At 42.4% G+C, this 26,911-nt stretch carries 26 protein-coding genes, 4 pseudogenes and 1 riboswitch; of the genes and pseudogenes, 9 read left to right on the top strand and 21 right to left on the bottom strand.

What is annotated here, in order from left to right:
- Positions 1-115 precede the first annotated feature (115 nt).
- The 4 genes from DXA60_RS10840 to DXA60_RS10825 all read right to left on the bottom strand — a co-directional run bounded on the left by DXA60_RS10840 (position 116) and on the right by DXA60_RS10825 (position 3,032).
- The gene (locus DXA60_RS10840; RefSeq protein ID WP_117921210.1) at positions 116-439 is read right to left on the bottom strand and encodes a thioredoxin family protein; all 324 of its coding nucleotides are present in this window, start codon (positions 437-439) and stop codon (positions 116-118) included.
- Between the two features lie 8 nt (positions 440-447).
- Entirely contained in the window at positions 448-699 is a 252-nt protein-coding gene (locus tag DXA60_RS10835) for a sulfurtransferase TusA family protein (protein WP_022111933.1), read from the bottom strand.
- A gap of 121 nt (positions 700-820) precedes the next feature.
- Positions 821-1,687 carry a 4Fe-4S binding protein gene (locus DXA60_RS10830; RefSeq protein WP_117921209.1) on the bottom strand — a complete coding sequence of 289 codons (867 nt, stop codon included), beginning with the start codon at positions 1,685-1,687 and terminating at the stop codon, positions 821-823.
- A gap of 112 nt (positions 1,688-1,799) precedes the next feature.
- A complete protein-coding gene (locus DXA60_RS10825; protein ID WP_117921208.1) occupies positions 1,800-3,032 on the bottom strand; it encodes an O-acetylhomoserine aminocarboxypropyltransferase/cysteine synthase family protein in 1,233 nt (410 codons plus the stop codon).
- A gap of 252 nt (positions 3,033-3,284) precedes the next feature.
- Between DXA60_RS10825 and DXA60_RS19785 the strand changes: the two are divergent.
- A pseudogene (locus DXA60_RS19785) lies at positions 3,285-3,353 on the top strand (LysR family transcriptional regulator); the annotation flags it as partial.
- A pseudogene (locus DXA60_RS10820) lies at positions 3,345-3,518 on the top strand (carboxymuconolactone decarboxylase family protein); the annotation flags it as partial. The pseudogenes DXA60_RS19785 and DXA60_RS10820, both read left to right, overlap by 9 nt.
- Positions 3,519-3,833: 315 nt before the next feature.
- On the opposite strand, the pseudogene DXA60_RS10815 reads toward DXA60_RS10820, so the two are convergent.
- Both DXA60_RS10815 and DXA60_RS10810 read right to left on the bottom strand, forming a co-directional pair.
- Positions 3,834-4,241 (bottom strand): annotated as a pseudogene (locus DXA60_RS10815) (NifB/NifX family molybdenum-iron cluster-binding protein); the annotation flags it as partial.
- Positions 4,242-4,304: 63 nt separating this feature from the next.
- Positions 4,305-4,688, bottom strand: coding sequence for a winged helix-turn-helix transcriptional regulator (locus DXA60_RS10810; RefSeq protein ID WP_117921215.1), 384 nt, complete (start codon positions 4,686-4,688; stop codon positions 4,305-4,307).
- A gap of 302 nt (positions 4,689-4,990) precedes the next feature.
- Between DXA60_RS10810 and DXA60_RS10805 the strand changes: the two genes are divergently transcribed.
- The 3 genes and pseudogenes from DXA60_RS10805 (at position 4,991) to DXA60_RS19780 (ending at position 7,305) form a co-directional block, all read left to right on the top strand.
- On the top strand, positions 4,991-5,989 hold the full coding sequence (locus tag DXA60_RS10805) for a FecCD family ABC transporter permease (RefSeq protein WP_117921207.1): 999 nt from the start codon (positions 4,991-4,993) through the stop codon (positions 5,987-5,989).
- Positions 5,982-6,737 carry an ABC transporter ATP-binding protein gene (locus DXA60_RS10800; protein WP_117921206.1) on the top strand — a complete coding sequence of 252 codons (756 nt, stop codon included), beginning with the start codon at positions 5,982-5,984 and terminating at the stop codon, positions 6,735-6,737. The genes DXA60_RS10805 and DXA60_RS10800 overlap by 8 nt, the downstream gene beginning before the upstream one ends.
- A gap of 207 nt (positions 6,738-6,944) precedes the next feature.
- Positions 6,945-7,305 (top strand): annotated as a pseudogene (locus DXA60_RS19780) (glutathione peroxidase).
- A gap of 270 nt (positions 7,306-7,575) precedes the next feature.
- Here the strand turns inward: DXA60_RS19780 and DXA60_RS10790 are convergent.
- The 4 genes from DXA60_RS10790 to DXA60_RS10775 all read right to left on the bottom strand — a co-directional run bounded on the left by DXA60_RS10790 (position 7,576) and on the right by DXA60_RS10775 (position 10,998).
- Entirely contained in the window at positions 7,576-7,986 is a 411-nt protein-coding gene (locus DXA60_RS10790; RefSeq protein ID WP_117921205.1) for an HI0074 family nucleotidyltransferase substrate-binding subunit, read from the bottom strand.
- Positions 7,970-8,263 (bottom strand): nucleotidyltransferase family protein, encoded by a 294-nt coding sequence (locus DXA60_RS10785; RefSeq protein WP_243006854.1) that lies wholly within the window; start codon positions 8,261-8,263, stop codon positions 7,970-7,972. Before DXA60_RS10785 ends, DXA60_RS10790 begins: the two co-directional genes overlap by 17 nt.
- Positions 8,264-8,535: 272 nt before the next feature.
- Complete coding sequence (gene cysG, locus DXA60_RS10780) at positions 8,536-9,906, bottom strand: siroheme synthase CysG (RefSeq protein ID WP_117921203.1); 1,371 nt, start codon at positions 9,904-9,906, stop codon at positions 8,536-8,538.
- An 18-nt stretch (positions 9,907-9,924) separates the two neighbouring features.
- A complete protein-coding gene (locus DXA60_RS10775) occupies positions 9,925-10,998 on the bottom strand; it encodes an ABC transporter substrate-binding protein (RefSeq protein ID WP_186899265.1) in 1,074 nt (357 codons plus the stop codon).
- 112 nt (positions 10,999-11,110) lie between these two features.
- Positions 11,111-11,231: riboswitch (TPP riboswitch) on the top strand.
- A gap of 406 nt (positions 11,232-11,637) precedes the next feature.
- Between DXA60_RS10775 and thiT the strand changes: the two genes are divergently transcribed.
- On the top strand, positions 11,638-12,321 hold the full coding sequence (gene thiT, locus DXA60_RS10770; protein WP_117921201.1) for an energy-coupled thiamine transporter ThiT: 684 nt from the start codon (positions 11,638-11,640) through the stop codon (positions 12,319-12,321).
- A 125-nt stretch (positions 12,322-12,446) separates the two neighbouring features.
- On the opposite strand, the gene DXA60_RS10765 is transcribed toward thiT, so the two are convergent.
- Complete coding sequence (locus tag DXA60_RS10765) at positions 12,447-13,076, bottom strand: sugar O-acetyltransferase (protein ID WP_117921214.1); 630 nt, start codon at positions 13,074-13,076, stop codon at positions 12,447-12,449.
- A 123-nt stretch (positions 13,077-13,199) separates the two neighbouring features.
- Here DXA60_RS10765 and DXA60_RS10760 point away from each other — a divergent pair, with 123 nt between their 5' ends.
- Positions 13,200-13,778, top strand: a complete 579-nt coding sequence (locus DXA60_RS10760; RefSeq protein ID WP_117921200.1) for a cupin domain-containing protein — start codon at positions 13,200-13,202, stop codon at positions 13,776-13,778.
- Positions 13,711-14,001, top strand: coding sequence for a helix-turn-helix transcriptional regulator (locus DXA60_RS19920; RefSeq protein ID WP_117921199.1), 291 nt, complete (start codon positions 13,711-13,713; stop codon positions 13,999-14,001). The genes DXA60_RS10760 and DXA60_RS19920 overlap by 68 nt, the downstream gene beginning before the upstream one ends.
- A 60-nt stretch (positions 14,002-14,061) precedes the next feature.
- Here the strand turns inward: DXA60_RS19920 and DXA60_RS10750 are convergent, their stop codons facing one another.
- The 4 genes from DXA60_RS10750 to DXA60_RS10735 are packed head-to-tail and all read right to left on the bottom strand — an operon-like array spanning position 14,062 to position 18,919.
- A complete protein-coding gene (locus DXA60_RS10750) occupies positions 14,062-15,381 on the bottom strand; it encodes a glycoside hydrolase family 30 protein (protein WP_117921198.1) in 1,320 nt (439 codons plus the stop codon).
- A gap of 12 nt (positions 15,382-15,393) precedes the next feature.
- Positions 15,394-17,046 carry a sugar ABC transporter substrate-binding protein gene (locus tag DXA60_RS10745; RefSeq protein WP_117921197.1) on the bottom strand — a complete coding sequence of 551 codons (1,653 nt, stop codon included), beginning with the start codon at positions 17,044-17,046 and terminating at the stop codon, positions 15,394-15,396.
- Between the two features lie 25 nt (positions 17,047-17,071).
- A complete protein-coding gene (locus DXA60_RS10740) occupies positions 17,072-17,950 on the bottom strand; it encodes a carbohydrate ABC transporter permease (protein WP_117921213.1) in 879 nt (292 codons plus the stop codon).
- A gap of 12 nt (positions 17,951-17,962) precedes the next feature.
- On the bottom strand, positions 17,963-18,919 hold the full coding sequence (locus DXA60_RS10735; protein WP_117921196.1) for an ABC transporter permease: 957 nt from the start codon (positions 18,917-18,919) through the stop codon (positions 17,963-17,965).
- A 189-nt stretch (positions 18,920-19,108) separates the two neighbouring features.
- Between DXA60_RS10735 and DXA60_RS10730 the strand changes: the two genes are divergently transcribed.
- Positions 19,109-19,981 (top strand): AraC family transcriptional regulator, encoded by an 873-nt coding sequence (locus tag DXA60_RS10730; RefSeq protein ID WP_117921195.1) that lies wholly within the window; start codon positions 19,109-19,111, stop codon positions 19,979-19,981.
- Here DXA60_RS10730 and DXA60_RS10725 read toward each other — a convergent pair.
- The 6 genes from DXA60_RS10725 to DXA60_RS10700 all read right to left on the bottom strand — a co-directional run bounded on the left by DXA60_RS10725 (position 19,978) and on the right by DXA60_RS10700 (position 26,799).
- The gene (locus DXA60_RS10725) at positions 19,978-20,916 is read right to left on the bottom strand and encodes an ROK family glucokinase (RefSeq protein ID WP_117921194.1); all 939 of its coding nucleotides are present in this window, start codon (positions 20,914-20,916) and stop codon (positions 19,978-19,980) included. The genes DXA60_RS10730 and DXA60_RS10725 overlap by 4 nt on opposite strands.
- 92 nt (positions 20,917-21,008) lie before the next feature.
- On the bottom strand, positions 21,009-21,770 hold the full coding sequence (locus tag DXA60_RS10720; protein WP_117921193.1) for a response regulator transcription factor: 762 nt from the start codon (positions 21,768-21,770) through the stop codon (positions 21,009-21,011).
- A 40-nt stretch (positions 21,771-21,810) separates the two neighbouring features.
- Positions 21,811-23,577, bottom strand: a complete 1,767-nt coding sequence (locus DXA60_RS10715) for a sensor histidine kinase (RefSeq protein ID WP_117921192.1) — start codon at positions 23,575-23,577, stop codon at positions 21,811-21,813.
- A gap of 47 nt (positions 23,578-23,624) precedes the next feature.
- Positions 23,625-24,458, bottom strand: a complete 834-nt coding sequence (locus tag DXA60_RS10710) for a carbohydrate ABC transporter permease (protein ID WP_330414646.1) — start codon at positions 24,456-24,458, stop codon at positions 23,625-23,627.
- 10 nt (positions 24,459-24,468) lie between these two features.
- Complete coding sequence (locus DXA60_RS10705; protein ID WP_117921190.1) at positions 24,469-25,344, bottom strand: carbohydrate ABC transporter permease; 876 nt, start codon at positions 25,342-25,344, stop codon at positions 24,469-24,471.
- 75 nt (positions 25,345-25,419) lie between these two features.
- The gene (locus DXA60_RS10700) at positions 25,420-26,799 is read right to left on the bottom strand and encodes an ABC transporter substrate-binding protein (RefSeq protein WP_117921189.1); all 1,380 of its coding nucleotides are present in this window, start codon (positions 26,797-26,799) and stop codon (positions 25,420-25,422) included.
- Positions 26,800-26,911 lie beyond the last annotated feature (112 nt).

The raw sequence follows: 26,911 nt of genomic DNA, 5'->3' as shown, positions 1-26,911 counted from the left end.
TGTGGTTTTCAGCCACTTTCACGGCTGTGCCGTGAATAATATAGGTTTATTTTGCATTATTTTTCTGCGTATGCAAAAAAATCTAAACTGCTTTTTAACGCCATCAATGTAAAGTTTATGCGTTCAATGCTTCGTCAATCCAGGCTTCGATATCTGCTTTTCCTGCTGCACCGGCTCTCTCTGCTTTGACTTCGCCCTGCACAAACAACCGCAGTGCCGGTACACCCATGACATCATACTTTTCTGCAAGCTCCATGTCATAATTGACATTGACTTTGTATACGGAAAGTGTGTCTTCGCGTTCGTCCTCAATATCCCCAAGCACCGGTGATAACTGCTTGCACGGAATACAGCTGTCTGAATAAAAATCAACCAGAACAGGCAGCGGATTTTTCAGGACTTTTTCTTCAAAATTGTCTTTGTTGATTCGCTGTGCCATGTTTCCTCCTATCCCTCTACCTTACGGACGATCAGATTATAAGTTCCGTCTTCGTTGTCTACCAGTTTTAAGATCTGATGTCCTTCTTCTTTGACGCTGCGCGGTACATTCTGTACCGGTTCACCATCATTCATACGGATGGCAATGACTTCACCGTCATCTAATTCTTCCAACGCTACTTTTGCTTTTACAAAAGTGAGCGGACATACTTTATCGGTAATATCGACTGTCTCGTCGATTGCAATTCCTGCGATTTCCATTTCTTCCCTCCTGTTTCTTCTTATTATAAGTACTTTTTATTTGCTTATTTTGATTTACTTTCTACATACATGCTTTCGTTACATCTATTTTCCTGCATACATGTTTTTCTTCTCTAAATACTTACTTTTCCTCGTAAGCATCTTTTATCTTTTTGCGGAACTCATCCTCGCCGACACGCTGTAATGTCAGACGGAAACGCTCGCCCGGATTTGCATGGTCTCTGAAAAAGTCGATTGCCGCATCCGTGACACGGAACAATGTTTCTTTGTCATGTACGATCGGTAAAAGCTGTTCGCCTTTATAGATCTGATTGCCGAACAATCCACCGAAAGAAACCAGATATCCGCTGTTTCCTTCCCACGCATCGGTCGGGCAGGATTTTACGCAGCGTCCGCAGTAATTACACTTATCACGGTTGATCGTCACTTTATTTCCTTCACATTTGATCGCACCCTGACGGCATGCCTTTTCACAGACTCCACAGCCGATACATTTATCCTCCGCCCAGGTAACCTCCATACCGCCTTTGATTCCGATATCATTTTCCTCTGCCTTTAAGCAGTTATTCTGGCATCCGGTCACACCAAATTTAAATTTGTGAGGAAGCTCACGTCCAAAATAATGTTCATCTAATTCCTGCGCCAGTGAGTAGGTATCAATACATCCGCTTGGACAGATCTCTGATCCCTGACAGGCTGTAACGGTACGGACTCTCGGCCCACAGACACCCGGTTTCACACCGCCTTTTGCAAGTTCTGCCTTTACTTCCTCGATATTTTCAAAATTGACAAATGGAATCTCGATTCCCTGTCTTGAGGTCATATGTACATAACCTTTGCCATACTTTTCTGCAACCTCAGCCACAGTCTTAATATTTTCTGCTGTCAGATTACCTCCGACTACCTGGATTCTGAGTGAGAAAAATCCTTTCTGCTTCTGTCTCATGAATCCACCTTTTTTTAATGCTGCATAATCGACTCCCGCCATCTTTACACTCCTTATCTTTTCTGTTTTATATCCTAGTATTTTACTGTGCTTTTCTATTGTAACACATTAAAGTGCCCGTTTTAAAGTGTTACTGTAAAATTCGATATATTTTTCAGGAAAGGCTCTCAATCGCCTGTTTAAAATCCCAGATCAGATCATCTATATCCTCGATTCCGACGCTGATGCGCACCAGATCATCAAATACACCGCCTGCCCGCTTTTCTTCCTCTGTACTGTGTACGCTGATGGTCGATTCCGGATGAATGACAAGCGATTTGGTATCACCGATGTTCGATACCTTAAGCGGATATTTTAATGCATTGATAAATGCAAATGCCCGCTCCTTGCTGCCAAGCCTTAAGGTAAAGATGCCGCCGTAGTGACCGTCAAACTGGCTTGCTGCAATTTCATGCCAGCTGCTTGATTTCAGTCCTGCATAATTTACTGTGATATCTTTATAATTTTCTTCGATATAAGCCGCAAGCTGCATTGCATTGTCGCAGATACGCTCCATGCGAAGTCCCAATGTCTCAAGCCCAATGCTGTTTAAAAATGCATTTTGCGGCGAAAGACAGGCTCCGGTGTTGCGGAACAGTCCGTTTCTGAGCTTTGCTGTATATGCAAACGGTCCGAATTTTACAAAATCACGCATGCCTGGATATTTTTCCGTATCCCACTTAAAGGTTCCGCCGTCTGTGATCACTCCACTGATGGAATTGCTGTTTCCATTGATATATTTCGAAGAAGAGTTCACAACGATGTCTGCTCCCAGAGAAAGCGGTTTTACCAGATATGCGGTGGCTGCTGTGTTGTCAATGATAAGCGGTACGCCATTCTCATGTGCCAGCTTTGCAAGTGCCTTAATATCTGTTACATCCAGTCTTGGATTTCCGAGTGTCTCCGCAAAATAAAGTCTTGTGTGTGCATTGGTTGCCTTGCAGAATGCATCAAGATCGTTATTCTCCACATAATGTGTTTTGATGCCAAATGCTTCCAGATCCCGGGAAAGATCAATGCTTCCACCATAAAGGCTCGCGCTTGATACGATCTCATCGCCTGCCTGTAAAATATTTGCAAATGCATTAAACATTGCAGCCATTCCGGATGCACAGGCAACGCTTGATTTACCGCCCTCTAACACAGTCATCCTTTTCTCAAATGCCTCAACGGTCGGATTATTGATCCTCGTATAGGAAAATCCCGGAGCCTGATTATGAAATATCTTTTCCAGACGCTCCGCCGATTCCTGTTCAAATGCACTCGACTGATAAATTGGTGTTAATGTTGCTCCCGTCTGCGGGTCCCCCCGAAAAGCACCGTGCAGCAAAGATGTATTAAATTTCACGGTATCGCTCCTTTCATTTCCTACTTATCGTATAGGAATAATATGTTTTAACTGAGTATAGCAGTAAAGATAATAAATTGCAAGAAGTTTTTTCCACATTTTTTATTTTTCTATTTTTGCGGATTGGATGACCGGAAGCGGTGTCGGACATTACGAATGATATGATTTGCGGGCAGGATTGAAATTGTATGCATTCGTTTTATTTAATGATATAATGAAGAGAATAAAATGGAAGTTGTGGGAATAAAAAATATGGAATTAAGACTATTGCGCTATTTTTTGACAGTGGCAAAAGAACAGAGCTTTACAAAAGCAGCAGAAATGAAGCCTGGTGACTGTATCAATATTCCGGCAGAAGTGAAACACTGGCATGGTGCCGCACCGGATGAATGGTTTTCTCATCTGGCAATTGAAGTACCTGGTGAAGAGATATCGAATGAATGGTGTGAGCCGGTTGCCTATGAAATATATAAATTGCTCCGATAACTTCAAGTTTGCCAGATTCATATCTAACAGGTAGAACAGATTTTTTTATGGATAAGATGATGCTGGGGCAAATAAAGTTTTTTATCGTTCTATCATTGATAGTACCTTGAAAAATTGCACAAAGATCGGACTTTTTTTGTGACTTTGGGAGAAAATCAGAAAATCTTAGTATGCCTGTTAATTTAAAAAATTCTGAATAATAACTTCCTGAATAATAACTTCCTCTGCTTCTTCCTCTGTAAGTCCAAGTGTACGAAGTTTCAGAAGCTGTTCATCTATAATGGCATAATGTTAATGGCTTACCGCCAATGTTTGTTAGTGATTTCCCGCACAGCCATGCTTGTCCTCGCCACAATGATGCTCTCCGCATGAATGACCATCCTCATGATCGTGGTGTGTACAGTGAACATCCGGGTTGTATGTCAGATTGCCTTCAAGATATGCTTTTACAGCTTCGTCTGCATCACCTGATACTCCACCGAACAGTTTTATTCCCGCAGCAGCAAGTGCAGCCTGTGCTCCTCCACCGATGCCACCACAGATCAGAACATCTATATCTGTTGAATTAAGAAATCCTGCAAGTGCACCATGTCCCTGTCCGTTTGTGTCCACAACCTGTGTGTTAACAATTTTGTTGTCCTCAAGATCGTACACTTTAAACTGCTCTGTGTGTCCGAAATGCTGAAAAATCTGTCCGTTTTCGTATGTCACTGCTATTCTCATTTTATCCTGTCTCCTTTATGATTTCTGTTTTACTGCTTATTATTATAGTTACATATCACAATCCTATCTGTGATAGTCACATTTCTGGCACTGTTTCATCTCATTTTCCACATCTTCCTTATAGAAAATATCTGACCACCGGCAGATACTCTGCAATATCGGAACAACCGAATTTCCTTTTTCCGTAAGTGAATACTCAACTCTCGGCGGTATCTCATCATATGATTTCCGGTCGACAATACCATCGGCTATGAGATCTTTTAACGTTGCTGCTAAAACTGCGTCCGTGATGTTATACATTTCTTTCCGTATCTCGCTGTAACGCAGTTTTTTATCGGCGGAAAGCACACATATAATACGCGATTTCCATTTGCCACCAAAGACCGCAAGACCGTATTCAAGCGGGCAACGGATATCAGCCTCTAATTTTTTTCTGTATTTTGCCATAAAAAACACCATTTTTCGCATATCAAGTTTATGTGTAAGCACAAATCTTGCGTGTGAAAAATGTTATTTTTCACACTAATCACCTGCAGGTTTTTCGTAACTGCTCAGAATCTCTGAGCCAATTACATGTATTATAACCTAAAGGTAATCTTTTTTGAAGTAACTATGAAATTTATTAGTGACCTTAACATTTAAATGAAAACCAACCCATTGCGCATTTCCCCTGCCTGTGATACCATAATGAGCAAATTTGCCATCTTTTTTTAACCAATACAAAAGACTTTTGCAGGAAGGAATCCCCTATGAAAAAGCACAAAAGCATTACCATCCTTCTGATGTGTATGTTACTCCTCGTGTCTGTCTGCGCAGGCATTTTATTTGGAAGCGTGAATATTGCATTCAAAGATATCTTACATTGTCTGACCGGGGCAGACCACAGTTCTACTTCTTATATTTTAATCACTACCGTGCGCATCCCACGCGTGCTCGGCGGACTTTTTGCCGGAATCGGTCTATCCTGTTCGGGCGTGATCTTACAGGGTGTGATGAACAATTCGCTGGCAAGTCCAAGCACGATCGGTGTCAATTCCGGCTCCGGTTTTGCAGTCATGCTCGCCATGATCTTTTTCCCGGCAAACTCATTTGCACTTCCGGTCTTTGCGTTTTGCGGCGCCCTGCTCACCACACTGCTGATCTTCTTTCTGGCTGCGCTCTCAGACAGTTCAAGGACTACGATCATTCTTGCCGGTATCACAGTCTCCAGTTTTTTAAGTGCAGGCATCAACACGATCAAACTTTTAAATACGGATATTACGGTGAACCTGACGTCTTTTCTGATCGGTTCCCTCTCCGGGCTTACCCTAAGCAGGCTGATCCTGCCGTGCCTCTGTATTGCTATTGCATTCTTTGTTTCCTTGTTTCTCGCACATCCGTTAAATCTGCTCGGGCTTGGGGATGACATCGCGCGCTCCCTTGGACTGCGCGTTTCACTCACCCGTTTTTTGCTTTTGTCCCTTGCGAGCATCCTTGCCGGATGTGTTGTCAGTTTCGCCGGTCTGCTCGGTTTTATCGGACTGATCATCCCGCATATCTGCAGGCGGCTTTTTGGCAGCGATGCACGTTTTCTTTTGCCTTGTTCTGCACTTTTGGGCAGCAGTTTTGTACTGTTATGTGACCTGCTCGGACGGATGATCTTCTCTCCATTTGAGCTGCCCGCCGGGATTATCATGTCGTTCGTCGGCGGACCGTTTTTCCTGTATCTGTTACTGAAAAAGAAAGGAGGGCGAAGAGTCCATGCTTGAATTTCGCAACGTTTCCGTTTCCTGTCAGCACACGCCGATCTTAAACGACATCTCATTAACTTTCCGTGACGGGGAGATCACCACAATCCTTGGCCCGAACGGTTGTGGCAAGACCACTCTGGTCCAGTGCTTAAACGGTGCTTCCACAGTGACCGCCGGACAGATATTCTTAAACGGACAGGATTTTCTTAAAATTTCCCCGAAAGAACGTGCAAGAGAAGTTTCCCTGCTCCCGCAGGTCCGCACGATCATTCCTGCTATTCCGGTTAAAATGCTTGTGGAACACGGGCGCTTTCCTTACCTTGGATTTTCCCGCCGGAAATCAAAGGAGGACACTGAAATTGTAAACCGTGCCATGGAATTTACCCACATCAGCCAGTATGCCGACCAGTATGTCGACACGCTCTCCGGCGGTATCCGACAGCGCGTGTTTTTTGCCATGGTGTTAGCGCAGGATTGTGATTACATCGTGTTAGACGAGCCGACCACTTACCTGGATCTGACCGGTCAGCGCGAATTTTACGCCATGATAAAGGAATTAAAAAAACAGGAAAAAACGATTATTCTGATCTTACATGATCTGAGTCAGGCGGTGCGCATCTCAGATACGCTAGTTGTCATGAACCGCAATATTGCCATGGTGGGCACGCCCAATGAGTGCCTGCAGTCGCATGTGATCGAGAATGTGTTTCAGACAAGCTGGAAAAGGTTCACGGATGAAGATGGAGAGTATTACTTTTTTGAGTAATACTCTTTTTTGCATTAATTTTTTCTTGACATATAGATTAAAATGATGTATTTTTATTTTACATTTGATTGTGTGCAATTTAATTGTTTTAAATCATTCATTTTAAAAAAAGACTTTAGTGTGAAAAATAAGATTTTTCACACGCAAGATTTGTGCTTACACACAAACTTGAGATGCGCAAAAAACAGCGCAAGAAAGGAGATTACTATGAATTTTTATGATTATGAAGCAGAGGATGCAAGATGCAATGTTGTGAAAATGGATGACTACAAGGGGGAAGGTCGTTCTTGTTGTAAACACGGCTACCCGCTGTGGATTTACCCCGTAGTACGATGATCTGCAGGATCTGTATGAAAAATATCAGGATGCAGGATTTGATCCAAACCACCCTCTCACCCCGCTGCTCGAAAGTGGATTATACCGTACCCAGCCGGATTTCCGTAACACCCCTGATATCAAGTGGAACTTTACAAAGTTTCTGATCGACCGGGATGGAAATGTGGTAGAACGGTTTGAACCTACCACTGATATGGCTGTTGTGGAAGAACGGGTTGCAGAATTGCTGTAAATTCTCCGGTTTTATGTTATACTTACCGCATGAGAGATAACATTATTTTGAACCAAAAATCCATGGATTATGCAAATAACCGTGTGGTAACACTTGGGGATCTGACACCGGAATGGCAGATGAGTCCGAGAAAGAAAAACTTTTAACATCACTGCTCGCTCACTATGGCATTGAAGCAAAAGCTTTCAATCCGGTTCATCTCGCCAACACTTTGATCTACAAGATCCCTGCCGTAAGTTACACCGCAAAACGCAGGGTTAATGACAGAGTTTACCCAACTGCATGTAACAACTGTTCTACTTTCCTTTTAAATTCATAAAACAGGTCAATATATTGTTCCACGATCGTTTTGCAATAATGCTTGACAATTTCACAATCGTAGTCATGCGCAAGCTGATTCCTTACCTTTAACATTTCCATCCATGCATCATCTGAAATTAGCTCCGCTTTATAGGATGTTTTGAGCACTTCACGCGGCGAACCCGCAATAAAGCCTGTCATCGCATAATATTCTATCAGTATATCTTTCATAACTTTCCATGACAGATCAAATGTGATGCTAAATTTTGCACTGGTTCCACTCAATACAAAAGAATCCGAAAGATCCCGCTGTTTTGCTTCTTCAAGTGCATCCAGTGAATTACAAAAAGATCTATAGCGTTTTTCAAATTTTTCGTCCATATTGTCTGATATCCTCCAACAATAACTGATTCTTACAGGTATCCATATTTACCAGATCTATACTGTACAGTGTCGGCAATTCTTCTATTTGTTCTGCAAGTGCATCAAAATCCTTCACACCGGACACGGCAACATCAATGTCACTTCTCTCCCGTGCTGTTCCTTTCGCTCTGGAGCCAAATAAGATCACCTCCACCGCCGAAAAATGCCTGCAAAGTTCTGCAACCGCCTGTATTACTTCTTCTGCCCTCACAAATACTACCTGCCTTTTTCTCATATTGAAATCATTTTAGCAGACGTTGCCGGCAATAGCAACGATTGCCTTTGACGTGTATTTATGGTTTAATATGAACAAATACATTCACAAAAAAGGAACCCGACATGAACAAACAGGAAATTTACACCTGCCTGAAAGATCACAACATCTGGCACGAGATCACGGAAACACAGTTCATGTTGTTTCCATCTAATCAGATAATATACAAAGAGGAAGCACACTCTGCTTTAAATGTGATCCATTCACTGCAGTATGCTTCCTCTTTTTTTTAATTACAACTCCATTCCTGCCGTCTCCCCGATCACAATAACCGCCGGAGACTGCATCCCGGATTCTTTTACTTTTTCTCCAATATCAAAAAGTGTTCCTCGCACACTTACCGTTTTTCCATCAAAATTTCCCTGCACCACTGCTGCCGGTGTTTCCGGAGATTTTCCATACTCCATCAGCCGTCCGGCCAGTTTTGAAAGCTGGTGCATTCCCATCAGAAATACAAGCGTACCTTCCACTGCCACAAGTTCTTTTAATCCTTCCGGCAGACTGTCGGCAGTACCTTTCGTATGTGCCGTCACCACATGAAAACTGCGGCTTTTTCCACGGTGTGTTACCGGGATTCCTGCTGCCGCCGGAACCGCAATGGCAGATGTGATTCCCGGCACTTCTGTCACCGGGATTCCTCTCGCCTTTAACGCTTCCATTTCCTCACTGCCTCTGCCGAAAACAAACGGATCTCCGCCTTTTAAGCGCACCACGCGTTTGCCTTTCTTCGCATGTTCGATCAGGATCGCATTGATTTCTTCCTGTTCCCTGCTATGTACACCGATCCGTTTCCCGACATAAATTCTTTCACAGCTCTCCGAAGCGTGGTCTAACAGACGCGTATCGATCAGATCGTCATAGACAAGCACCTCGGCTCTCCGTATTGCATTTAAACCGCGCAGTGTGATCAGGTCATACGCACCGCAGCCCGCACCGACGAGCGTTACCATGCCTAGACTAACAATTTTTTCCAATCCAGTCTGTTCCGCACTCTGGCAATAATCTCTGATCCGCTGCATCGTTTCTTTCTCATCCGGCACACGGTTTTCATCCATGCAAAGCTGTGCCGTCTCTTTTAAAAATCTTGCTCTGATCTTGTCATCTGCAATCAATTTTTTTGCAGGTTCACGGATCGATTCTAAATAATCAAGGATCTCTTCCATCTGATTCGGCAGTTCTCTCGCTATGTGGCTTCTTAATTCTGCCGCAATCTGCGGGCTGGCTCCTGCAGTGGAGATTCCAGCGGTCAGTTTTCCCTCTTTCACAAGGGATGGAAATAGAAAAACGCAGTAATCTTTGTCATCCACCACATTGATTAAAATCCCTTTTTCCTGACACAATGCACTGATCCTGTGGTTTAATTCTCTGTCATCGGTTGCCGCAATGACAAATGCACAGCCCTCGATGTCTTCCGGCACAAATGCACGCTCCTCGCACAAAAATACCGGATCCTGTTTTAATTTTTCCATGATATCAGGTGCTATTATGATAATCTTTGCACCGAACGGCTTCATCTTTTCTGCCTTGTGTGCTGCAATCCTGCCGCCGCCCACGATCAGACCTTTTTTATTTTCTATATCAATAAAAAACGGAAAATATGCCATTTTCAAACCGAACCTTTCTTACTTCATCTCCGGGTATAAAATATCTGCCAGCTGCTTATAAGCCTCTCCCCATTTTGCATTCGGTTTTAAGTTAAATAAGCGCTTATCAAGGATATAATAATGATCGTTTTTCACGGCAGTCAAAGATGCCCATGCCGGATTAGAGGTCAGAAGTTCTTCTACATTTTTCATAGCGGCATCACTGTCATTTCCCTGAATCGTCACAAAAATATACTGCGGATCAGCCGCAATGATCGCCTCCATGCTAAGATCATCCAACAGACTCTCGTCACTGTCTGCAATATTCACACAGCCAAGGTCTGCTAACATTTCTCCGCAGACATTTCCGTCACTGCCCTTTGCCTTTACATTGCTTGATGCTGCCCGAAGGAATAATACAGTCGGATTACTGCCGTCCGCTCTCTGCTTCATTTCTTCCACTTCTTTCTGCACATCCAGACCATTTTTCTGATAGAGATCATCTCTGCCGGTAATCTGTGTACAGATGGAAAGCATGTTTAAATAATCATCAAAATTCGCGACGTCAAAATAGGCAACGGTAATTCCTGCCTTTGTCAGTGTTTCCTCCAATGCAACATCCGCATCCGTATTTGCACTTGCGATCACAAGATCCGGCTCCGCTGCAATGAGCTGCTCGACATCCGGCTCCAAAATGCTTCCAAGATTTACCACACTCTCATCAAGTTCTAAACCAAGGCTCTCCCAGGAATCATTTGCTGCTGCAACAACATTTCCGCCTGCTAACATCCATACATCTGTGAAACTACCGATCAGCGCTGCCACACGATCTGCAGATTTCACTGTCACCTCACGTCCAAGATCATCGGTGAACGTATAACCCTGTGTCTGCGCCTCAATATTTGTTTCTAATGCCCCGGTATCTGCTTCCAATGTCTCTGTATACAATTCCGTCTGCTCTGCATCCGCTGTGCTTTCTGTTTTCTGCCCAACAGCCTGCACATCCCCTGCCGTTTCATTTGCGGAAGTTTCCTTTGCTCCCCCGCAGCCAGCTGAAAGAAGCAGTGCTGCAAGCACGCCTGTCAGTGCCAGTTTCTGATAAATTTTTTTCATGTCTTTCATCCTCCGCAAGTTGTTTCTACATTTTTGACATTATATTTTTTGTTGCTTTTTTTGTCAACATTTGACTTTTTCATCATTAATTGCTATAGTGTGAAACGTTCCATACAAATGCTAGGGGTGCTATTTATACCACATGGTATCTACAACGTGCTGAGAGATGATTTCATCGACCCTTATTACTTGACCCGGATAATACCGGCGTAAGAAAGCGTTTTCATTTACTTTATTCTGGTAAGAAACAATCCCCCGTGTTTGTATACAATAGAATGTACGCTCCGCGAACATTCTATTATCATGAATTAGGATTCTGGTGTCAAAAGGTGGCTCACAACTTAGCGATTGTCAAATTGCACAAAGTTGGGACTCGTTTTGTGACTTTGGGAGAAAATTAGAAAATCTTAGTATGCCTGTTAATGCATAGTGTTTTGCTGCCATGGATGGCAGCAAAAGTCTTAACGTCCCATGGACGGGACGTTTAAGACGTACACGTCACTCCTGGAAAATCTAAATCAGGCATACTTAGTTTTTCTTATTTTCGGACAACGGAACAAAATAGATCCGACTTTGTGCAACTTGACAGCCAAAAATTGAAAACCACCTTTTGATACCAGAATCAAACAAGGAGGATTTATGAATAACTTTTTTGCTACACCGGAAGGCGCCTGGGGAGACGGCTCCGTACACCTTACTGTGACCGGAATCGTAATCGTCGTCGTAATCATCGCATTACTGCTCATCGTTGCAGCGTTTGTGCGTCAGAAAAATGCAAGCCGCAAGGCAGCCTTAACAACCAAACAGCTCGTTTACTCTGCCGTTGCCATCGCACTTGCCGTGGTATGTTCCATGATCAAACTGTTTGAAATGCCGATGGGCGGCTCTGTCACATTACTTTCCATGCTTTTTATTGTTTTGATCGCATACTGGTACGGTCCTTATGTCGGGATCATGACAGCCGTGGCATACGGTCTGGTACAGTTTGTCACCGAACCGATTTTTTATACCATTCCACAAATGCTGCTTGACTACCCGCTTGCATTTGGTGCACTTGGTCTTGCAGGATTTTTCAATAAGAAAAAATGGGGACTTCAGATCGGATATATCGTCGGTGTGATCGGACGCTTTATATTCGCTACGATCTCAGGTGTTGTATTTTTCGCATCCTATGCACCAGAAGGTATGAACCCGGTACTTTATTCATTGGGATATCAGGCTTCTTACTTAGTACCGGAGGCAGTCATTACCTTAATCATCATCAGTATCCCGCCGGTTGCAAAAGCAATGGCACGCGTAAAACAGAATGCCGTGGAATCGTAACATTGTTTTATTTTGTTCCACAACAACTACTTTTTTGCCTGCGTGTACGAAATGCAATATATACACATTTCGTACACGCAGGCTTTTTCTTTTATCAACGAAAGTTATGCTCCCGCACCGTCATTTTATTTTTCCTTCTGCGCACATATCATCTCCCATGCTTCATCATCAATCTCTTCGTCATGAAACAATTTTCTTTTATCCTCTTCTGTTATTTTACGGATAACACGGCATGGATTTCCCGCGGCGATCGACCAGTCCGGGATATCTTTTGTAACAACACTTCCTGCACCAATTACCACATTATCTCCAATATGTACTCCCGGACAGACGACTGTATTTCCTCCCAACCAGACATTGTCCCCGATGGTAACTTCTTTTCCATATTCAAAAGCAGAATTGCGGGTATCAGGATAAATTGGGTGCCCCGCCGTATAAATAGCTACATTCGGCGCCATCTGACAGTTATCACCTATTTTTACCTTTGCCACATCTATAATCGTACAGTTATAATTTGCAAAGAAATTTTTACCTACCTCGATATGTGAACCATAATCACAATAAAAAGGCGGATTGATCCATGCACCATCTGATTTTCCCAAAAGTTCTTTTACAGTTTTTGCAATTTCATCAAAATCGGAACGATCTGCAAAGTTAAGTTTTTGCAGGATTTTTCTGCATTTTACCTGTTCCTCCATAACAGCCTCATCTGAAATATAGGCAAGCTGCATATCTCTTCTTTTTTTCATGTCCATTTTTTTCTTCTCCGTTTCTGTTAAATTTTTTAACCATTTATATTTTCTGTAATAAACAATTTCCATTGATTTTCATACCAGAATCAGCCATAATAATATAACAATCCGGACTTCCCTGCATATATCAAAAAAGGACAGCTGTCAAGCTATCCTGATTTTCGTGCTGTCAGCCACTGGCATGACGATCTTGAATTTATTGTGATTTTGGATGGACAAATGGCTTATGATATCAATGGGCAGAAAATTTTATTACAGACCGGAGAGGGAATTTTCGTCAACAGCCGCTGCTTCCATTATGGTTATTCCGATACCCATGCAGAGTGTCTCTTTATCTGTATTCTGCTCTCTCCACAGCTTCTTTCTGTAAATACTTATTTTATACAAAATTATTTAGATTCTCTGATACAAAACAGCCATTTCCCTTATCAGAAATTGAATCCGTCTATTCAATGGCAAAACACTATTCTTCATGATCTTAAAATTCTCTATGAAAATAATATAACTAAGATTCAACCATTTATTATTCTGGAAAAGTCTGTTCATATTTTCCGGCTGCTTTCTGAAAATATGAACTTCTTCCCAGACTACGATAAAAATACAGAGGATATACTGGCTCTGACTGCGATGATCGGATATGTGCAAAAAAAACTATCCGGAAAAACTTCTGCTGAAAGATATTTCCTCTGCCGGAAACTGCTGTAAAACAAAATGCACTTCTCTATTTCAAAGGTATTTAAATACTTCCCCTATGATATATCTAAACCGTTATCGTTTAGAAAAATCTATTTTTCTTCTCCGGAACACGTCAATGTCCGTTACCGAAATAGCATATATGTGTGGGTTTTCAAATACCAGTTATTTTTGTGAACTTTTTCATAAGTATTACCATACCACACCAGGGAAATTCCGAAGCCAGAATAGATAATGTGTAAACCATTTAGGCCTCGGATTTTGCCCCAAAAACAAGGGAGGAAGTCTTTTGCGGCTACCAGCATATCGTCATGATCGTGTGCGGCTCCATCTCCATCTCACACACTTTGCTTCCGTCACCAAATGTAAACTTCTGCACTTCATCCATTCTGTTCAACAGAACTGCCACTTTACCTCCATCTGGGTTGACAAATCCGGCTGCTTCTACCTGTGATGTAAAACGGGAAATCAGCATCCTCTTTGCTCCGCGTTTGATAAAACGGCTGAAATGTCCGATATAATAGTAAGATAATTTAACATCGATCGTATCATTTTTTGTATCACACATAACCGGAGCATCACAATAATTTTTCACATGATTCGGTCCACCCTGCTCATCTAAGTAGATATTCCAGTCTAAATAAGCGTTCATTCCTGCATTGAAATTTCCTAATATATCATGCGCGTACATTTCTGCATGAGCCACCTGGCTGTCTGCTGCAAACCTTGAATATTCCACGCATCCCTCGGTAAAGATCAGCTCTTTTTCCGGGAAACGGTTTCTCACTTCCTGCAGTGCTTCAAAATGATCTCCGGTATACCAGTGAAATCCGATTCCATCAATCGCATTTCTTGATTCTTCTGTGGACATGCTCTCCATCGCACGGTCTAAGACGCGCTCCTTGTTGTGATCCCAGATATTAATCTTTACTTCGGTATGTCCGGCAGCATCTAATGCCGGTCTTAAATAGCCACATACGTATTCCTGTTCTTCTTTTCCGGTAAACAGACAGGAATCCCATGTCTGTGACGCATTCGGCTCATTCTGTACTGTAAGCCTGCTGATATGAACGCCCTGTTTTTTATATTCTGTCACATAGTGCGCTACCATATCCGCCCACATGCCGTAATACTCTTTCTTTAATTTTCCGCCATGATTCATTTCACCGTTTGTTTTCATAAACGCAGGCGGACTCCATGGGGAGGCGAGCAATGTCAATTCTTCCTCCTGCTCTTTTGCCGCATGGATCAGCGGCAAAATATACTCTTTGTCACGCTCAATGGAAAATGTCTTTAGTTCTTTGTCTGTTTCATCTTCCACATATGCATAGTTTCCAAGTGCAAAATCGCAGCTCTGAATATGCACACGCCCGAAATTATAACGGTTTCCGTTTTTTCCAAAATACAGGTCAAGAAGCTCTTTCTGCTTTTCCGGACTCATCTGCGCATAGGTATAGGCTGCCGATTCTGTCAGCGCTCCACCCATGCCAAGAATCTCCTGATAGGTGATTTTCGGGTATGCTTTGATCAGATTCATCTCACATTTTGCGTCTGTCTGAAATTCTTTCTCCGCCTCTTTAAATGTGAAATTTCTCCCACTTGTGTAATATTTCATGATCCGTCTCTCCTATTTTGTATTTAATTTTTCTGCATTCTTCTGCATTTTTTCATTGCGTTCTTTTACAATCGCATCCCAGTCATTATCTGCACGGAATTGTTTGTGTGCCTCTAAAATACTGTCAAACTCTGCATCATCATTTGCTCGGATCATACCAACTAAAGTGGTCGCCCAGTTAGTTTTAATCGCACTGTATGCACGCGCCTCATTGCTTCCGGTATCCGGATCAGTATTTTCAAGGATAAAATGCGGATATAATTTTCCAATGCCCCACTCCTGCATCTGTTTTACTGCATCCGGGTATGCATCATCGCTCAATGCTTTATAGCGGTCATGTCCGAATGGGATAAACTCACCGAGACGCATCTCCTTTTTAAAGCGGTCGTTATCACTGTCACGCAATTCTTTTGCTGCTTCTGTCAGTTCATATTTACCGTCTGCATTGATCTCATATGTCTCTCCCTCAATGCCGTAATTAGTAAGAATCTGACCGTCATCATCTAAAAGGTAGGTATATATCTGGATTGCTTTTGCAGGATCCTTGCAGGTCTTAGAAACATATGTGATCATCCATCCACTGATTCCTGCCTGATTAAGTTTCGGTGCATTGCCTTTTGTACTCTGCGGTCCGTCGATTGCAATATAAGCTGCATCCGGATCTGAGCTTGCAAACGTGGTAAGGAAACCAGACTGCTGCACCGTACCATCCATCATAATGCAGGCATATTTACCAATACTTTCTTTTTCCTGCCATGCAGTGTTGTCATCCGTAAAACTGTCATCGCTGATATAACCATCACGATATGCCTCATTGAATGTTTTAATCCACGACAGATAATCCTCATCCATATTTCTATCATAGAATGTATTGTCATCATTTGCGATCGGAACCCCTAAGAAATCCTGTAATACATCGCCAAGAGAACTTGTTCCGTCTGTCTCAAAGTTGTTAAAACCAAGTGGAATCAGATCCGGGTATTTCTCTTTAATTTCTCCAAGTACATTAAGAAACTCTTCCTGTGTTCCCATAGATGGCTTACCGAGCGCCTCATACACATCATTCCGGATCACAAATGCTGTTTTTGCGAAAATATCGCCACCATCATAATCCTCCTGTGTATTGGAATAATCAGGATATCCATAGGTCTTGCCGTCATCCATCGAGAACCAGCTTAAGGTCTGATCCGATGCCACCTTGTAAAAATATGGATCATAATTATCTGCAAGATCCTGCAGTGCATATGCCCAGGTATCTGCCTTCTGTGCCACACTTGAGTTGCTGTCAAAAACGGTAATAATATCCGGCATATCCCCACCGGCAAAAAATGTATTCAGTTTCGTATCATCACCGACTAAAAATTCCACATCCAGTTTTAAGTCATCCTTGATCTTTTTTGTCACCACATCGTTTCCCCAGTCGGTGTTCCACCATTCTGCATTCACATACCAGGTCAGTTTTGTATTTTCTTTGGTGTCTGATTTCCATGCCGGTGTGTTTTCATCTAGCGTATAACGTCCACCTTCTACAACTCCGTCCTCGCCGGTCTGTGTCAGTCCTGCATCTGTCTGTTTTGATCCCCCGCCACAGCCTGCAAGTGTCCCCACTGCAAGCGCCGCTGCAAATACAGCTGCCATTCCTTTTTTCCACATTGATTTTTTCATGTTCCTCTCTCCTTTTCTACTACAATTATTCTTTGACCGCTCCAAGCATCATTCCTGATACAAAATGTTTCTGTAAGAGCGGATAAATAATAATGATCGGTACTGTTGTAACTACAATTGTTGCAAGTTGTATTCCTTTCGATGTCGTGGAAAGTGCAACATTTCCGATACTGTTCATGCTCTGTGCCTGCTGCTGTACAATGATCTCATAAATCTTCATCTGTACTGGGTACAGGCTTTTATCTGTCATATATAATTTCGCAGTCATAAAATCATTCCACTGGTATACGCCATTAAAAAGTGCGATCGTTGCAAGTGCCGGTTTTGATAATGGCATTGCGATCGTAAGAAAAATTCTCCATACACCGGCGCCATCAATTTTTGCAGATTCTTCCAATGATGCCGGAACCTGTCTGAAAAAGTTCATCAGAATGACAACGTCATAATAGCTGAAAAGCTGTGGCAGTATGTACACCATAAAATTATTTAAAAGTCCGAGCTGTTTCATCAACAGGTAAGTTGGAATCATGCCGCCCGAAAAAAACATCGTGATGATTCCCATTACCGTGTACAGTTTTCGTCCCCGCAAATCCCGCTTGCTGAGTGCAAATGCGACCATCGCACAGAAAAATACATGCGTGACCACACCGAGCACTGTTTTTGCAACTGAAATCAAAAATGCCTGCCAGATGGAAGTGTCCTTAAACACTGCTCTGTAATTGTCTAATGACCACTCTTTTGGAAAGAAGATAAATCCTCCCTCCGCTAATGCCGTACTTCCCGCAAAAGAAGACGCAACCACATTCAACAGCGGCACCAGTATCAAAACTGTAAGTATCAGAATAATTGCCGTATTCACAAAATCAAATATCCTGTCTCCTGTGTATCGTTTTGTTTTTCCCATATATGCCTCCATTTACAATACTGATTCTTCATTAATCTTCCCGGTAATCTTATTCGCTGTCACAAGTAAGATCACAGATACGACCGATACGCCAAGTCCTACCGCAGTCGCATAGGAAAAATCTCCCTGTGTCATACCCATCCGATAAACATAAGAATCAATGACTTCTGCTCTTACCTGGTTTTGTGAATTCATAAGAACTAATGTCTGATCCAAATTGGATTTTAAAAGCCCACTCACAGTCAGAATAAAATTAAGACTGATGATCGTTTTCATAAGCGGCAGTGTAATACTGAAAATCTGGCGCATTCTTCCGGCACCATCCATCTTTGCCGCCTCATAATAGGTCGGGTCGATTCCCGCCATCGTTGCAAGGTAGAGCACCGTTCCCCATCCTGCCTCTTTCCAGGTGTCGGATAAGGATGCGATCCACCAGTATTTCCCGGAATCCAGCAGGAAATTTTTCGGTGTACCTACCATTCCAAACGCCATAAGGATCTGGTTTAAAAGTCCTGTCGTTGACAGCCAGTTGATCAGCATACCACCCAGCACGATCCAGGAAAGGAAATGTGGCAGATAGGAGATCGTCTGGATCACTCTTTTAAATGGGCCATCCCGCAGTTCATAAATCATGATGGAGAGCATGATCGGTGTTGTAAATCCGATCAAAAGTTTTAAAAAACTGATTCCAAGTGTATTCACAACCGACTGCCAGAAATATTTATCCGTCGCCACGATCTTAAAATTTTCAAGACCAACCCATCTTGCCGAATTGATCGTATCGACAACTGTATAACTCTTAAATGCAATGGTCAGCCCATAAATTGGCCAATAACAGAAAATGATCATAAAGATAATTCCCGGTATGACCATAACCTGCAATGGAAGCTGCTTTTTAAAATCATGCGCATACGCCTTTCTTTTTTCTTTACAGGTCAATTTTGGTATATTTTCTTTCTTTTTTCCCATAGTTCCACTCCCTGTTTTTGTTTGGTCTGTACTAATTACAGTAATTATCTTACCATTCGCATAATACTCTAACAAGCGCCTATTCTGTCTTGTAATAGGTCAATATTGCTTTTTTTCATAGTATCCATTATACTGAACATAGTAGGCAGTATTTTAATCGTGTTACTGCACAAAAAAGGAGAAAAACTCATGTCAGACTCAAAAAATGATCCGATTTTCGAACAGGACCGTATCACTGACGGTTTTGATATTTTTTTCTGGGAATTTAATGATAAGAGCAGTTTTGTTGCCACGCACTGGCATACTGCCATAGAAATGATGTACATTATTGACGGCGAAGTAAATGTTACCATGAACCACCAGACCACCGTGTTATTGCCCGGTGATATTTACCTGATTGATTCACGTCTTCCCCATTCGACAAAATCAATCAACGGAAACCACGCCCTTTTGCTGCAGTTTCCTTACCAATTTTTACAGAAGTATATTCCGAATGTAGATTCCTATGTATTTGGTTTCGACTGTCACACGACCAATCCAATTCAGAAAACCAAGCAGCTCCAGTTGATCGAGGTCGTAAAGCAGATGCAGATTGTCTACCAGATCAAGCCCAGAGGTGGTCTGCTGCGTTTTAACAGTCTGCTCTTTGAAATGCTCTATCTTCTCTATCACAATTTTGCCAGAGAGGTGGAAAGCTCCAGTGTCAAAAAAGATGTAAAAAACTTCAGACGCTTAGATCCGATTCTGACTTATACAAGGGAACATTATAATGAACCTATCTCTCTCTCTCAAATTGCAAACATAGCCTGTTTTCAGGAAGAATATTTCTGTCATTTTTTCAAAAAAAATATGGGAGTCACCTACTTTCAATACTTAAATGAAATAAGGCTATCCCATATCTATCACGACCTGACATCCACAGATATTCCTCTAAAGGAGCTGTTAGAACGTCATGGTTTTACCAATTATAAATTATTTCGCCGCATGTTTTATGAACAGTTCCATACGACTCCGGGGGAATACCGGAAAAGCTATACAACTTCAGATCTGGAAACTGATTAGTCCAACAGCATCTGCACACATCCATACATTCCGGCATCATTACCAAGTCCTGCAATTACAAACTTTGTATTGCGGCAGGCATGGAAGGATGTCTCCACAAAATGTTTCTGGATGCTCTCGATCAGAATATTTCCTGCTTTGGAAACACCGCCACCGATAACAACAACTTCCGGATTAACCACACATGCAATATTAGATAAGGTAGATCCTAAGATTCCGCAGACTTCATCCACTAAACCAAGTGCCACTGCATCTCCGCTCTTAGCCTCATCAAACACATCTTTTGCAGTCAGTTCCGGGAAGTTTCTAAGGCTTGTCTCATCGTTGGTCTTAGCAAGTTTTCTCTTTGCCACACGAACGATACCGGTTGCGGAAGTATACTGCTCTAAGCAGCCGTACTGTCCACAGGTACATGCCTCGATCTCATCATGATTTACGGTGATATGTCCGATCTCACCGCCTGCACCATTAAATCCTGCAACGACTTTTCCATCTACGATGATACCGCCGCCGACACCGGTTCCAAGTGTTACCATGATAACGTCTTTACAGCCTTTTGCTGCACCCTGCCACATCTCTCCTAAAGCTGCAACGTTCGCATCATTTCCTGCTTTGACTTTCAGACCTGTCAGATTTCCGAGCTCTTCCTCAACGTTAACAATGCCCCAGCCTAAGTTTACACAGCGGTTTACCACACCATTACTCTTAACCGGTCCCGGAACACCGATTCCAACACCCTGTACATCATCTTTACTGATGCCTTCCTGCGCCAGTTTATTATCCACTGCCTGTGCAATATCAGACAAGATCGCTGCTCCGTTATTTTCAGTATTGGTCTTGATCTCCCATTTATCGATCAGCTTTCCGCTTGTCTCAAAAAATCCAATCTTACAGGTAGTTCCCCCAACATCAATTCCAAATGCATACTTTTTCATTTTCAATCCTCCAGTATTTTCGCAGCAAAACGCCTGCCACGCTATTGTTTTTGCTCATATTAAGCTAATGATAACGTTTCCAATTTTGTATGTCAAGCCTTCATCAAGGGTTTCTTGTATCCATATTTACTCCTCTTTTTATATTCCGACGGAGACATCTCCATGACCTTGCGGAATACCTTGGAAAAGTACTTTTCATCCCGGAATCCCACCTTGTAAGCGATCTCATAAGTTTTGAAAAAATTCTGTTCCAGATAGACACAGGCATGGTCGATCCGCACCTCATTCAGATAATCGATCAGCGTGATACCCGCCTGCTGTGAAAACAGGCTCGAAAGGTATGCCGGACTGATTCCGATTTTTCCTGCAATATCGTTTAACGACAGGTTTTCAAAATAATGTTCATCCATATATTCTTTTGCCAGTTCTACCAGCTGGTTTTTCTGGATGATCACAGGCGGTTCCTCATTTTCCGGTCCAAATACATCATCCGCCAGTTCATTGATCTTTTTTAAAATATCAGAAGAACGGCTCGGCTTTAACATATACTCACGCGCCCCGAACCGCACCGCCTGCTGCGCATAACGAAATTCATCATAACCGCTTAAAATAATCGTGTTTGGCAAAATTCCCCCGCGGTGTGCCGCCTGCATGACTTCTATGCCATTCATCACTGGCATCTGTACATCAAGCAGCATAATGTCCGGTCGGTAACGAAAAATAAAGTCCAGTGCTTCCTGTCCGTTTTTTGCACCATAAATTTTTTCATAGCGGTCGGTATGAAGCTGGATATATTTTGTAATGCCATTTCTCACAACATCTTCATCATCTGCGATCAGTAATTTAATTCCCATTACAAAACCTCCGTTCTTTCGTATTTTTCTCACTGTGGAATCAGATATTCCATGGAATCTTTATCGTCACACAGGTTCCTTTTCCCTGTTTGCTCTCAATTTCCAATACAAAATTTGAATGATACATCAGATCCAATCTTTCTTTTACATTGCGGATCGCATAACGCCCGATCCTCTGGCCTGCATAGCGCTTTTCATCCGGTACTTCCCAGATTTCCTTTAACTGTGTCTCTGTCATACCGGTTCCGTCGTCACTGATCTTAAATATAAGCCAGTTGTCCTCATGCCATCCCATCACACTGACCAGACAGCGTTCTCCGGTCTTTTCGTATCCATGTACCACTGCATTTTCCACAAACGGCTGTAAGATCAGCTTTGGTATTTTTCGTTCCAGGATTTCATCTGACATCTCAACTTTGTATTCCAGATTATCGGAAAAACGCATTTTCTGAAGATGCAGATACTGCTCGACCAATGATTTTTCATTTTCAACACTGATGATTCCTCTTCCCTGACCAAGCACCAGACGAAACAGATTTGACAACGCTATAATGTCATCCGCAATCCCTTCATCTCCTTCATTCACTGCCTGCCAGTACAGCGAATCTAAAGTATTATAAAGAAAATGCGGATTGATCTGTGCCTGCAGGGCATTTAATTCACTTTCCTTTTCTTTTAATGCCATAACATAATTGGTATTGATCAGCTCATGGATTGCTTCAACCATCTGGTTAAAGCAGGCTGCCGCCTCTCCGACTTCGTCTCCGGTCATCACTTCCACTTTCTGTGAGAAATCCCCCTGCTCAAAGGACTCCATTGCTTTGCAGAGTTTCTTTAATGGTTTTGATACAATATCAGAAACCAGGGCAAGGATCGGATACAGCCCTAAAAAGAAACCGGCAAGCAGTGCGAGCGGCCCTGCTGCAATATCCCAAATCTGACTTCTCACATCATCTTTATGGATCATCTCATAGACGGTTGTTCCGGTTTCTTTACTTTTATACGTATAAATAAAATGATCTTCCACATTTTCAGGCGTACATTTTTCTTCCATGACATCACGCAGAGCATCTTCATCAATATTTCCGGCCCGCAACAGTTCCACTCCTTCTTCATTGACTACAACAAGCCCTGCCGACTTGATCGGCAGGGAATTTTCGCATAACTGCGTATATTTTTGTTTATCTGCACCGACCACCAGATAACCTAACGGTTTTGTTTTTGAAAGGTTATAGATTTCCCGGTACATGACGATTTTTTCAGTACGGTTTGCCTGATAAGTATCGCTGCTTCCTTTTCCGACAGACCGGAAAAACATTTTTCCGCGTTTTTTTAGTGCCGTCTGATAGGTATCCTGTAACCGTACTGTTCCAATATCATCAAGATATGCCGTTGCATCCATACAACGCAGATATGGTCTGACTCCGTTTTCCGGATAAATTGCCAGTGTCTTGATCTGTCCGCTCAATGCGATCATATCCTCAATGGTACGCATCGGTGCCTCATGGACCCATAACTGGGAATCCATGTTTAATTTCCCGGAATCCTGTTCTGCGAGAATATCCAGAATATCCTGATTGATACAGATATATGTTCCGAGTTCTGACAGACCATTTAACATAGTGTCAATCCCTTCGGAAAGATTTTCGACACTTTTTAGGTACTGCTCCTGTTCCTCTTTTACATTTTTTCTGTAATTTCTGACAAACATGATACTGCTGATCAGAAGGAGGATGGGTGTGATAATGAGGTAACTGTAAAATACCAGTTTTTTCCGGATATTCATATTTCGAATTTTCTGTCTCATATCACACTCATTCCTTCCACATGATAATCTTCATTTGCGTCTGCATATCAGCCTTTTACAGCTCCCATTGCAACACCTTTTGTGATGTGTTTATTTAAAATAATGTAAACAATAACTGCCGGTGCCGCGGTAAGTGCCATTACTGCAAACTGTACCGCATAATTTGAAGAATACTGTCCGGTAAACTCTAATACGGAGAACGGAAGTGTCTTCCATGTAGGTTTGCTTAAATAAGTACTTGCCATGATAAATTCATTCCAGTTATTTAAAAACGTCATGATCGCAACGGTTGCGATCGATGGTTTTAACATCGGCGTAATGATCTGGAACACGATACGGTAAATGCTGCAGCCATCCATGACTGCTGCTTCCTCTAACTCCCACGGGATTGAATCAATAAACCCGGTCATTAAGAACAGTCCCTGCGGCAGCGAAAAAGCCACATATGGGATCAGAAGCGCCCAGATCGTATCGGTAAGTCCGACTGCGTTATAAATCTTATAGTTCGGAAGCAGTGTCGCATGGATCGGGATCATCATACCGAGCAGTAAAAGTGTTTTTACAAATCCGCTCAGTTTCCAGCGCATTCTGCGGATCGCATATGCAGCCATAATGGAAATGATGATTACCAGCAATACTGCAAGAGTGTTGATCACAATACTGTTTTTTAAGTAGAGCAGGAAATGTCCGTCTACAAATGCTGTTACATAATTTCCCCACTGTATTTTTTCCGGAATGATCAAAAGACCGTTCGTAAACATCTCCGTACTGCTCGCAAGTGAAAAATCCAAAAGCCATATCAAAGGGAATATCTGAATGACTGCCACAAATATTAAAATGGCCCAGAGCAGTACCTTGCCTATTTTCTGACTAACTTTCATCATGCACCTCCTAATCCGTATTCTTGTCACGGAAAATCGTATTAAGCCCAACAGTTACAAGAATACATATGATGATGAATACAACACCGATGGCATTACCATATCCATACCGGAATGACTTAAATGCCTGCTGATACAGATAGTTAGCTGCAAACTGCGTAGAATCGCCAGGTCCGCCGTTTGTCAATAGATAAACCGTCTCCATCTGTTTTAATGCGGAAATGATCGCCATTGTCACATTGATCTGGATGACCGGTTTCATGAGCGGCAGTGTGATCTTGAAAAATGTTGTTTTCCAGTCTGCACCATCGATGGATGCTGCCTCGTAGAGCACCGGATCGATATTTTTAATTCCAGTGTAATAAATGAGCATGCCCCATCCAAATCCATGCCAGATCAGTACGATCAGCACTGACCATATCGCGTTTTCCTGAGAAAACCAATTGACTTTTCCCTGATAGCCAAAAATTTTTAAAATATTGTTGAGCAGTCCGAAATCCGGATTGTATATAAATTTCCAAAGATAGGCAATGACTGCCACGGAAATAACGTTCGGTATAAAATATACGCAGCGGAAAAATCCTTCTGCTTTTCCCTGCAGTTTATCAAGTACTGCTGCTACCACGATTGCGATCGGGTGCTGGATGCAGATAAATCCGATTGCAAGCAGCAATGAGTTAAGTAATGACCTGCCAAATGATTTGTCGTGCATCAGGTCTATGTAATTTTTCATCCCAATGAATTTTGCTGTCCCCATACCGGAATAATCCGTAAAACCATAATAAACACTTAAACAGATCGGTGCTAAAATTGCGAATAAAAATACAAGGATACCCGGCAGGATCAGACTGAAAATCACCATTTTATTACTGTACAAATTTTTCATATTGGCTCCTTTTTATAAAAAGGCTGCTGCAGTTACCACTTTCAGCTCACATTGCAGCAGCCCCTTTTTCATTGATTATTCACAAGCTTTTTCCAATGTTGCAAGAAAATCGCTGACGCTTTGTGTTCCGTTTGACAGGCTCTGGATATCTGTCTCGATCATTGTCTTAAATGTGGAGGAACCACAGTCGTTGATCGGTGTTCCGGAAATATTGGTTGCGTTCTTTAACAGATCCATGATCTGAAGCTGAAGTTCTGTCTCGCTGCCTGTTAAATAAGCACTCTGATCCTGTGCTGAAAGTCCGACACCATCTTCCCAGCCGTATTTGGATAATTTATCCGGCTGATACATATAATTTAAGAATTTAACAGCCTCTTCTTTCTGCTCTGATTCAGAAGAAATTGCATATCCACCGCCGTTCCATGCTGCTAAGTCTGTCTGTGTTCCTTTTCCACCGTCTACGGATGGCATTACAAATGCTCTGATATTTTCACGGACATCCTCTGGAATATCCTCATTTAATGCCATAGATGTTTCCCAGCTTCCCATGTAAAACATTGCTGCCTGACCGTTTGTAAACAGGTTCTGTGCCGTACCATAATCCTGGGAATCAAATCCTGTCTGGAATAATCCGGAAGCTGCAGTATCCTGCAATAACTGTGCTGCATTGGTGAACAGTTCATCCTGGAAGTTTGCATTTGCGATCGCATCGGAAACTTTTGCTGCCGGTGTCTGCTCTAAACGTACCATCAGATCCTGCATGTAACATGCAAGTACCCAGCCGTCACCACCATCCATTGCTACCGGAACGATTCCTGCTGCATTGATCTTATTACCAAGGTCAAGCAGTTCATCATAAGTGGTCGGTACTTCCCAGCCATTGTCCTCAAACATTTTCTGGTTGTAATAGAAAACCATGATGTCTGTATTTCTTGGAAGTCCGTATAATTTTCCGTCCTTCTTAAATCCATCCAGTGAACCGGATACAAATCCATAATCAGAATAGTCACTCTCATTTAACTCAGCAAGAACACCGGAATCAAGGACTTCATCTAAGAAAGATGGCTGTCCCCAGATGCTTACAACGTCCGGCATGCCGTTCATCGCATATGCTTTAAATTTTGTCTTGTAAGACTCTTCATCAAGTGCCTCAACCTCAATCGTTACATTTGGATTTTCAGCCATGTACTCATCAATGATCGTCTGCTCTACAAGTCCCTGTCCGTTCTTTCGATCCGGCAGATTGGAGAATAATCTTAAAGTAACTGCTTCTCCGGAATCGGCTGTATCTGCTGCATCTGATTTGTTTTCCGTTCCCGCTGCCTGACTCTCTGTCTTTGTTCCTGCGGAATTATCTGTACCTGTACTGGTGTCTGCTGTGTTGTTTCCACATCCGGCTGCCATGGAAACTAACATTGCTGCTGCAAGAATTGATGTAACAATTTTTTTCTTCATGATTAAAACCCTCCCATTTGGTTCGTTTCTTAAGATGCTTTTATGTTACCATCCGCATAGGGTATAAAACAGATACCTGATTTTTAAAATGGTGCACTATTTTTAGCATTTA

Source organism: Roseburia sp. OF03-24 (assembly GCF_003463035.1).
In the GTDB taxonomy this organism is placed as follows: domain Bacteria; phylum Bacillota; class Clostridia; order Lachnospirales; family Lachnospiraceae; genus Roseburia; species Roseburia rectibacter.
Note: the sequence above shows the minus strand (reverse complement) of the source record. Positions and strands in the feature narration are given on the sequence as shown.

What these genes read in the sequence shown, in the direction of transcription:
- DXA60_RS10840 (WP_117921210.1), bottom strand. Translation starts at nt 439, where the DNA reads ATGGCACAGCGAATCAACAAAGACAATTTTGAAGAAAAAGTCCTGAAA.
- DXA60_RS10835 (WP_022111933.1), bottom strand. Translation starts at nt 699, where the DNA reads ATGGAAATCGCAGGAATTGCAATCGACGAGACAGTCGATATTACCGAT.
- DXA60_RS10830 (WP_117921209.1), bottom strand. Translation starts at nt 1,687, where the DNA reads ATGGCGGGAGTCGATTATGCAGCATTAAAAAAAGGTGGATTCATGAGA.
- DXA60_RS10810 (WP_117921215.1), bottom strand. Translation starts at nt 4,688, where the DNA reads ATGGCAAAATACAGAAAAAAATTAGAGGCTGATATCCGTTGCCCGCTT.
- DXA60_RS10805 (WP_117921207.1), top strand. Translation starts at nt 4,991, where the DNA reads ATGAAAAAGCACAAAAGCATTACCATCCTTCTGATGTGTATGTTACTC.
- DXA60_RS10800 (WP_117921206.1), top strand. Translation starts at nt 5,982, where the DNA reads ATGCTTGAATTTCGCAACGTTTCCGTTTCCTGTCAGCACACGCCGATC.
- DXA60_RS10790 (WP_117921205.1), bottom strand. Translation starts at nt 7,986, where the DNA reads ATGGACGAAAAATTTGAAAAACGCTATAGATCTTTTTGTAATTCACTG.
- DXA60_RS10785 (WP_243006854.1), bottom strand. Translation starts at nt 8,263, where the DNA reads ATGAGAAAAAGGCAGGTAGTATTTGTGAGGGCAGAAGAAGTAATACAG.
- cysG (WP_117921203.1), bottom strand. Translation starts at nt 9,906, where the DNA reads ATGGCATATTTTCCGTTTTTTATTGATATAGAAAATAAAAAAGGTCTG.
- DXA60_RS10775 (WP_186899265.1), bottom strand. Translation starts at nt 10,998, where the DNA reads ATGAAAAAAATTTATCAGAAACTGGCACTGACAGGCGTGCTTGCAGCA.
- thiT (WP_117921201.1), top strand. Translation starts at nt 11,638, where the DNA reads ATGAATAACTTTTTTGCTACACCGGAAGGCGCCTGGGGAGACGGCTCC.
- DXA60_RS10765 (WP_117921214.1), bottom strand. Translation starts at nt 13,076, where the DNA reads ATGGACATGAAAAAAAGAAGAGATATGCAGCTTGCCTATATTTCAGAT.
- DXA60_RS19920 (WP_117921199.1), top strand. Translation starts at nt 13,711, where the DNA reads ATGTGCAAAAAAAACTATCCGGAAAAACTTCTGCTGAAAGATATTTCC.
- DXA60_RS10750 (WP_117921198.1), bottom strand. Translation starts at nt 15,381, where the DNA reads ATGAAATATTACACAAGTGGGAGAAATTTCACATTTAAAGAGGCGGAG.
- DXA60_RS10745 (WP_117921197.1), bottom strand. Translation starts at nt 17,046, where the DNA reads ATGAAAAAATCAATGTGGAAAAAAGGAATGGCAGCTGTATTTGCAGCG.
- DXA60_RS10740 (WP_117921213.1), bottom strand. Translation starts at nt 17,950, where the DNA reads ATGGGAAAAACAAAACGATACACAGGAGACAGGATATTTGATTTTGTG.
- DXA60_RS10735 (WP_117921196.1), bottom strand. Translation starts at nt 18,919, where the DNA reads ATGGGAAAAAAGAAAGAAAATATACCAAAATTGACCTGTAAAGAAAAA.
- DXA60_RS10730 (WP_117921195.1), top strand. Translation starts at nt 19,109, where the DNA reads ATGTCAGACTCAAAAAATGATCCGATTTTCGAACAGGACCGTATCACT.
- DXA60_RS10725 (WP_117921194.1), bottom strand. Translation starts at nt 20,916, where the DNA reads ATGAAAAAGTATGCATTTGGAATTGATGTTGGGGGAACTACCTGTAAG.
- DXA60_RS10720 (WP_117921193.1), bottom strand. Translation starts at nt 21,770, where the DNA reads ATGGGAATTAAATTACTGATCGCAGATGATGAAGATGTTGTGAGAAAT.
- DXA60_RS10715 (WP_117921192.1), bottom strand. Translation starts at nt 23,577, where the DNA reads ATGAGACAGAAAATTCGAAATATGAATATCCGGAAAAAACTGGTATTT.
- DXA60_RS10710 (WP_330414646.1), bottom strand. Translation starts at nt 24,458, where the DNA reads ATGAAAGTTAGTCAGAAAATAGGCAAGGTACTGCTCTGGGCCATTTTA.
- DXA60_RS10705 (WP_117921190.1), bottom strand. Translation starts at nt 25,344, where the DNA reads ATGAAAAATTTGTACAGTAATAAAATGGTGATTTTCAGTCTGATCCTG.
- DXA60_RS10700 (WP_117921189.1), bottom strand. Translation starts at nt 26,799, where the DNA reads ATGAAGAAAAAAATTGTTACATCAATTCTTGCAGCAGCAATGTTAGTT.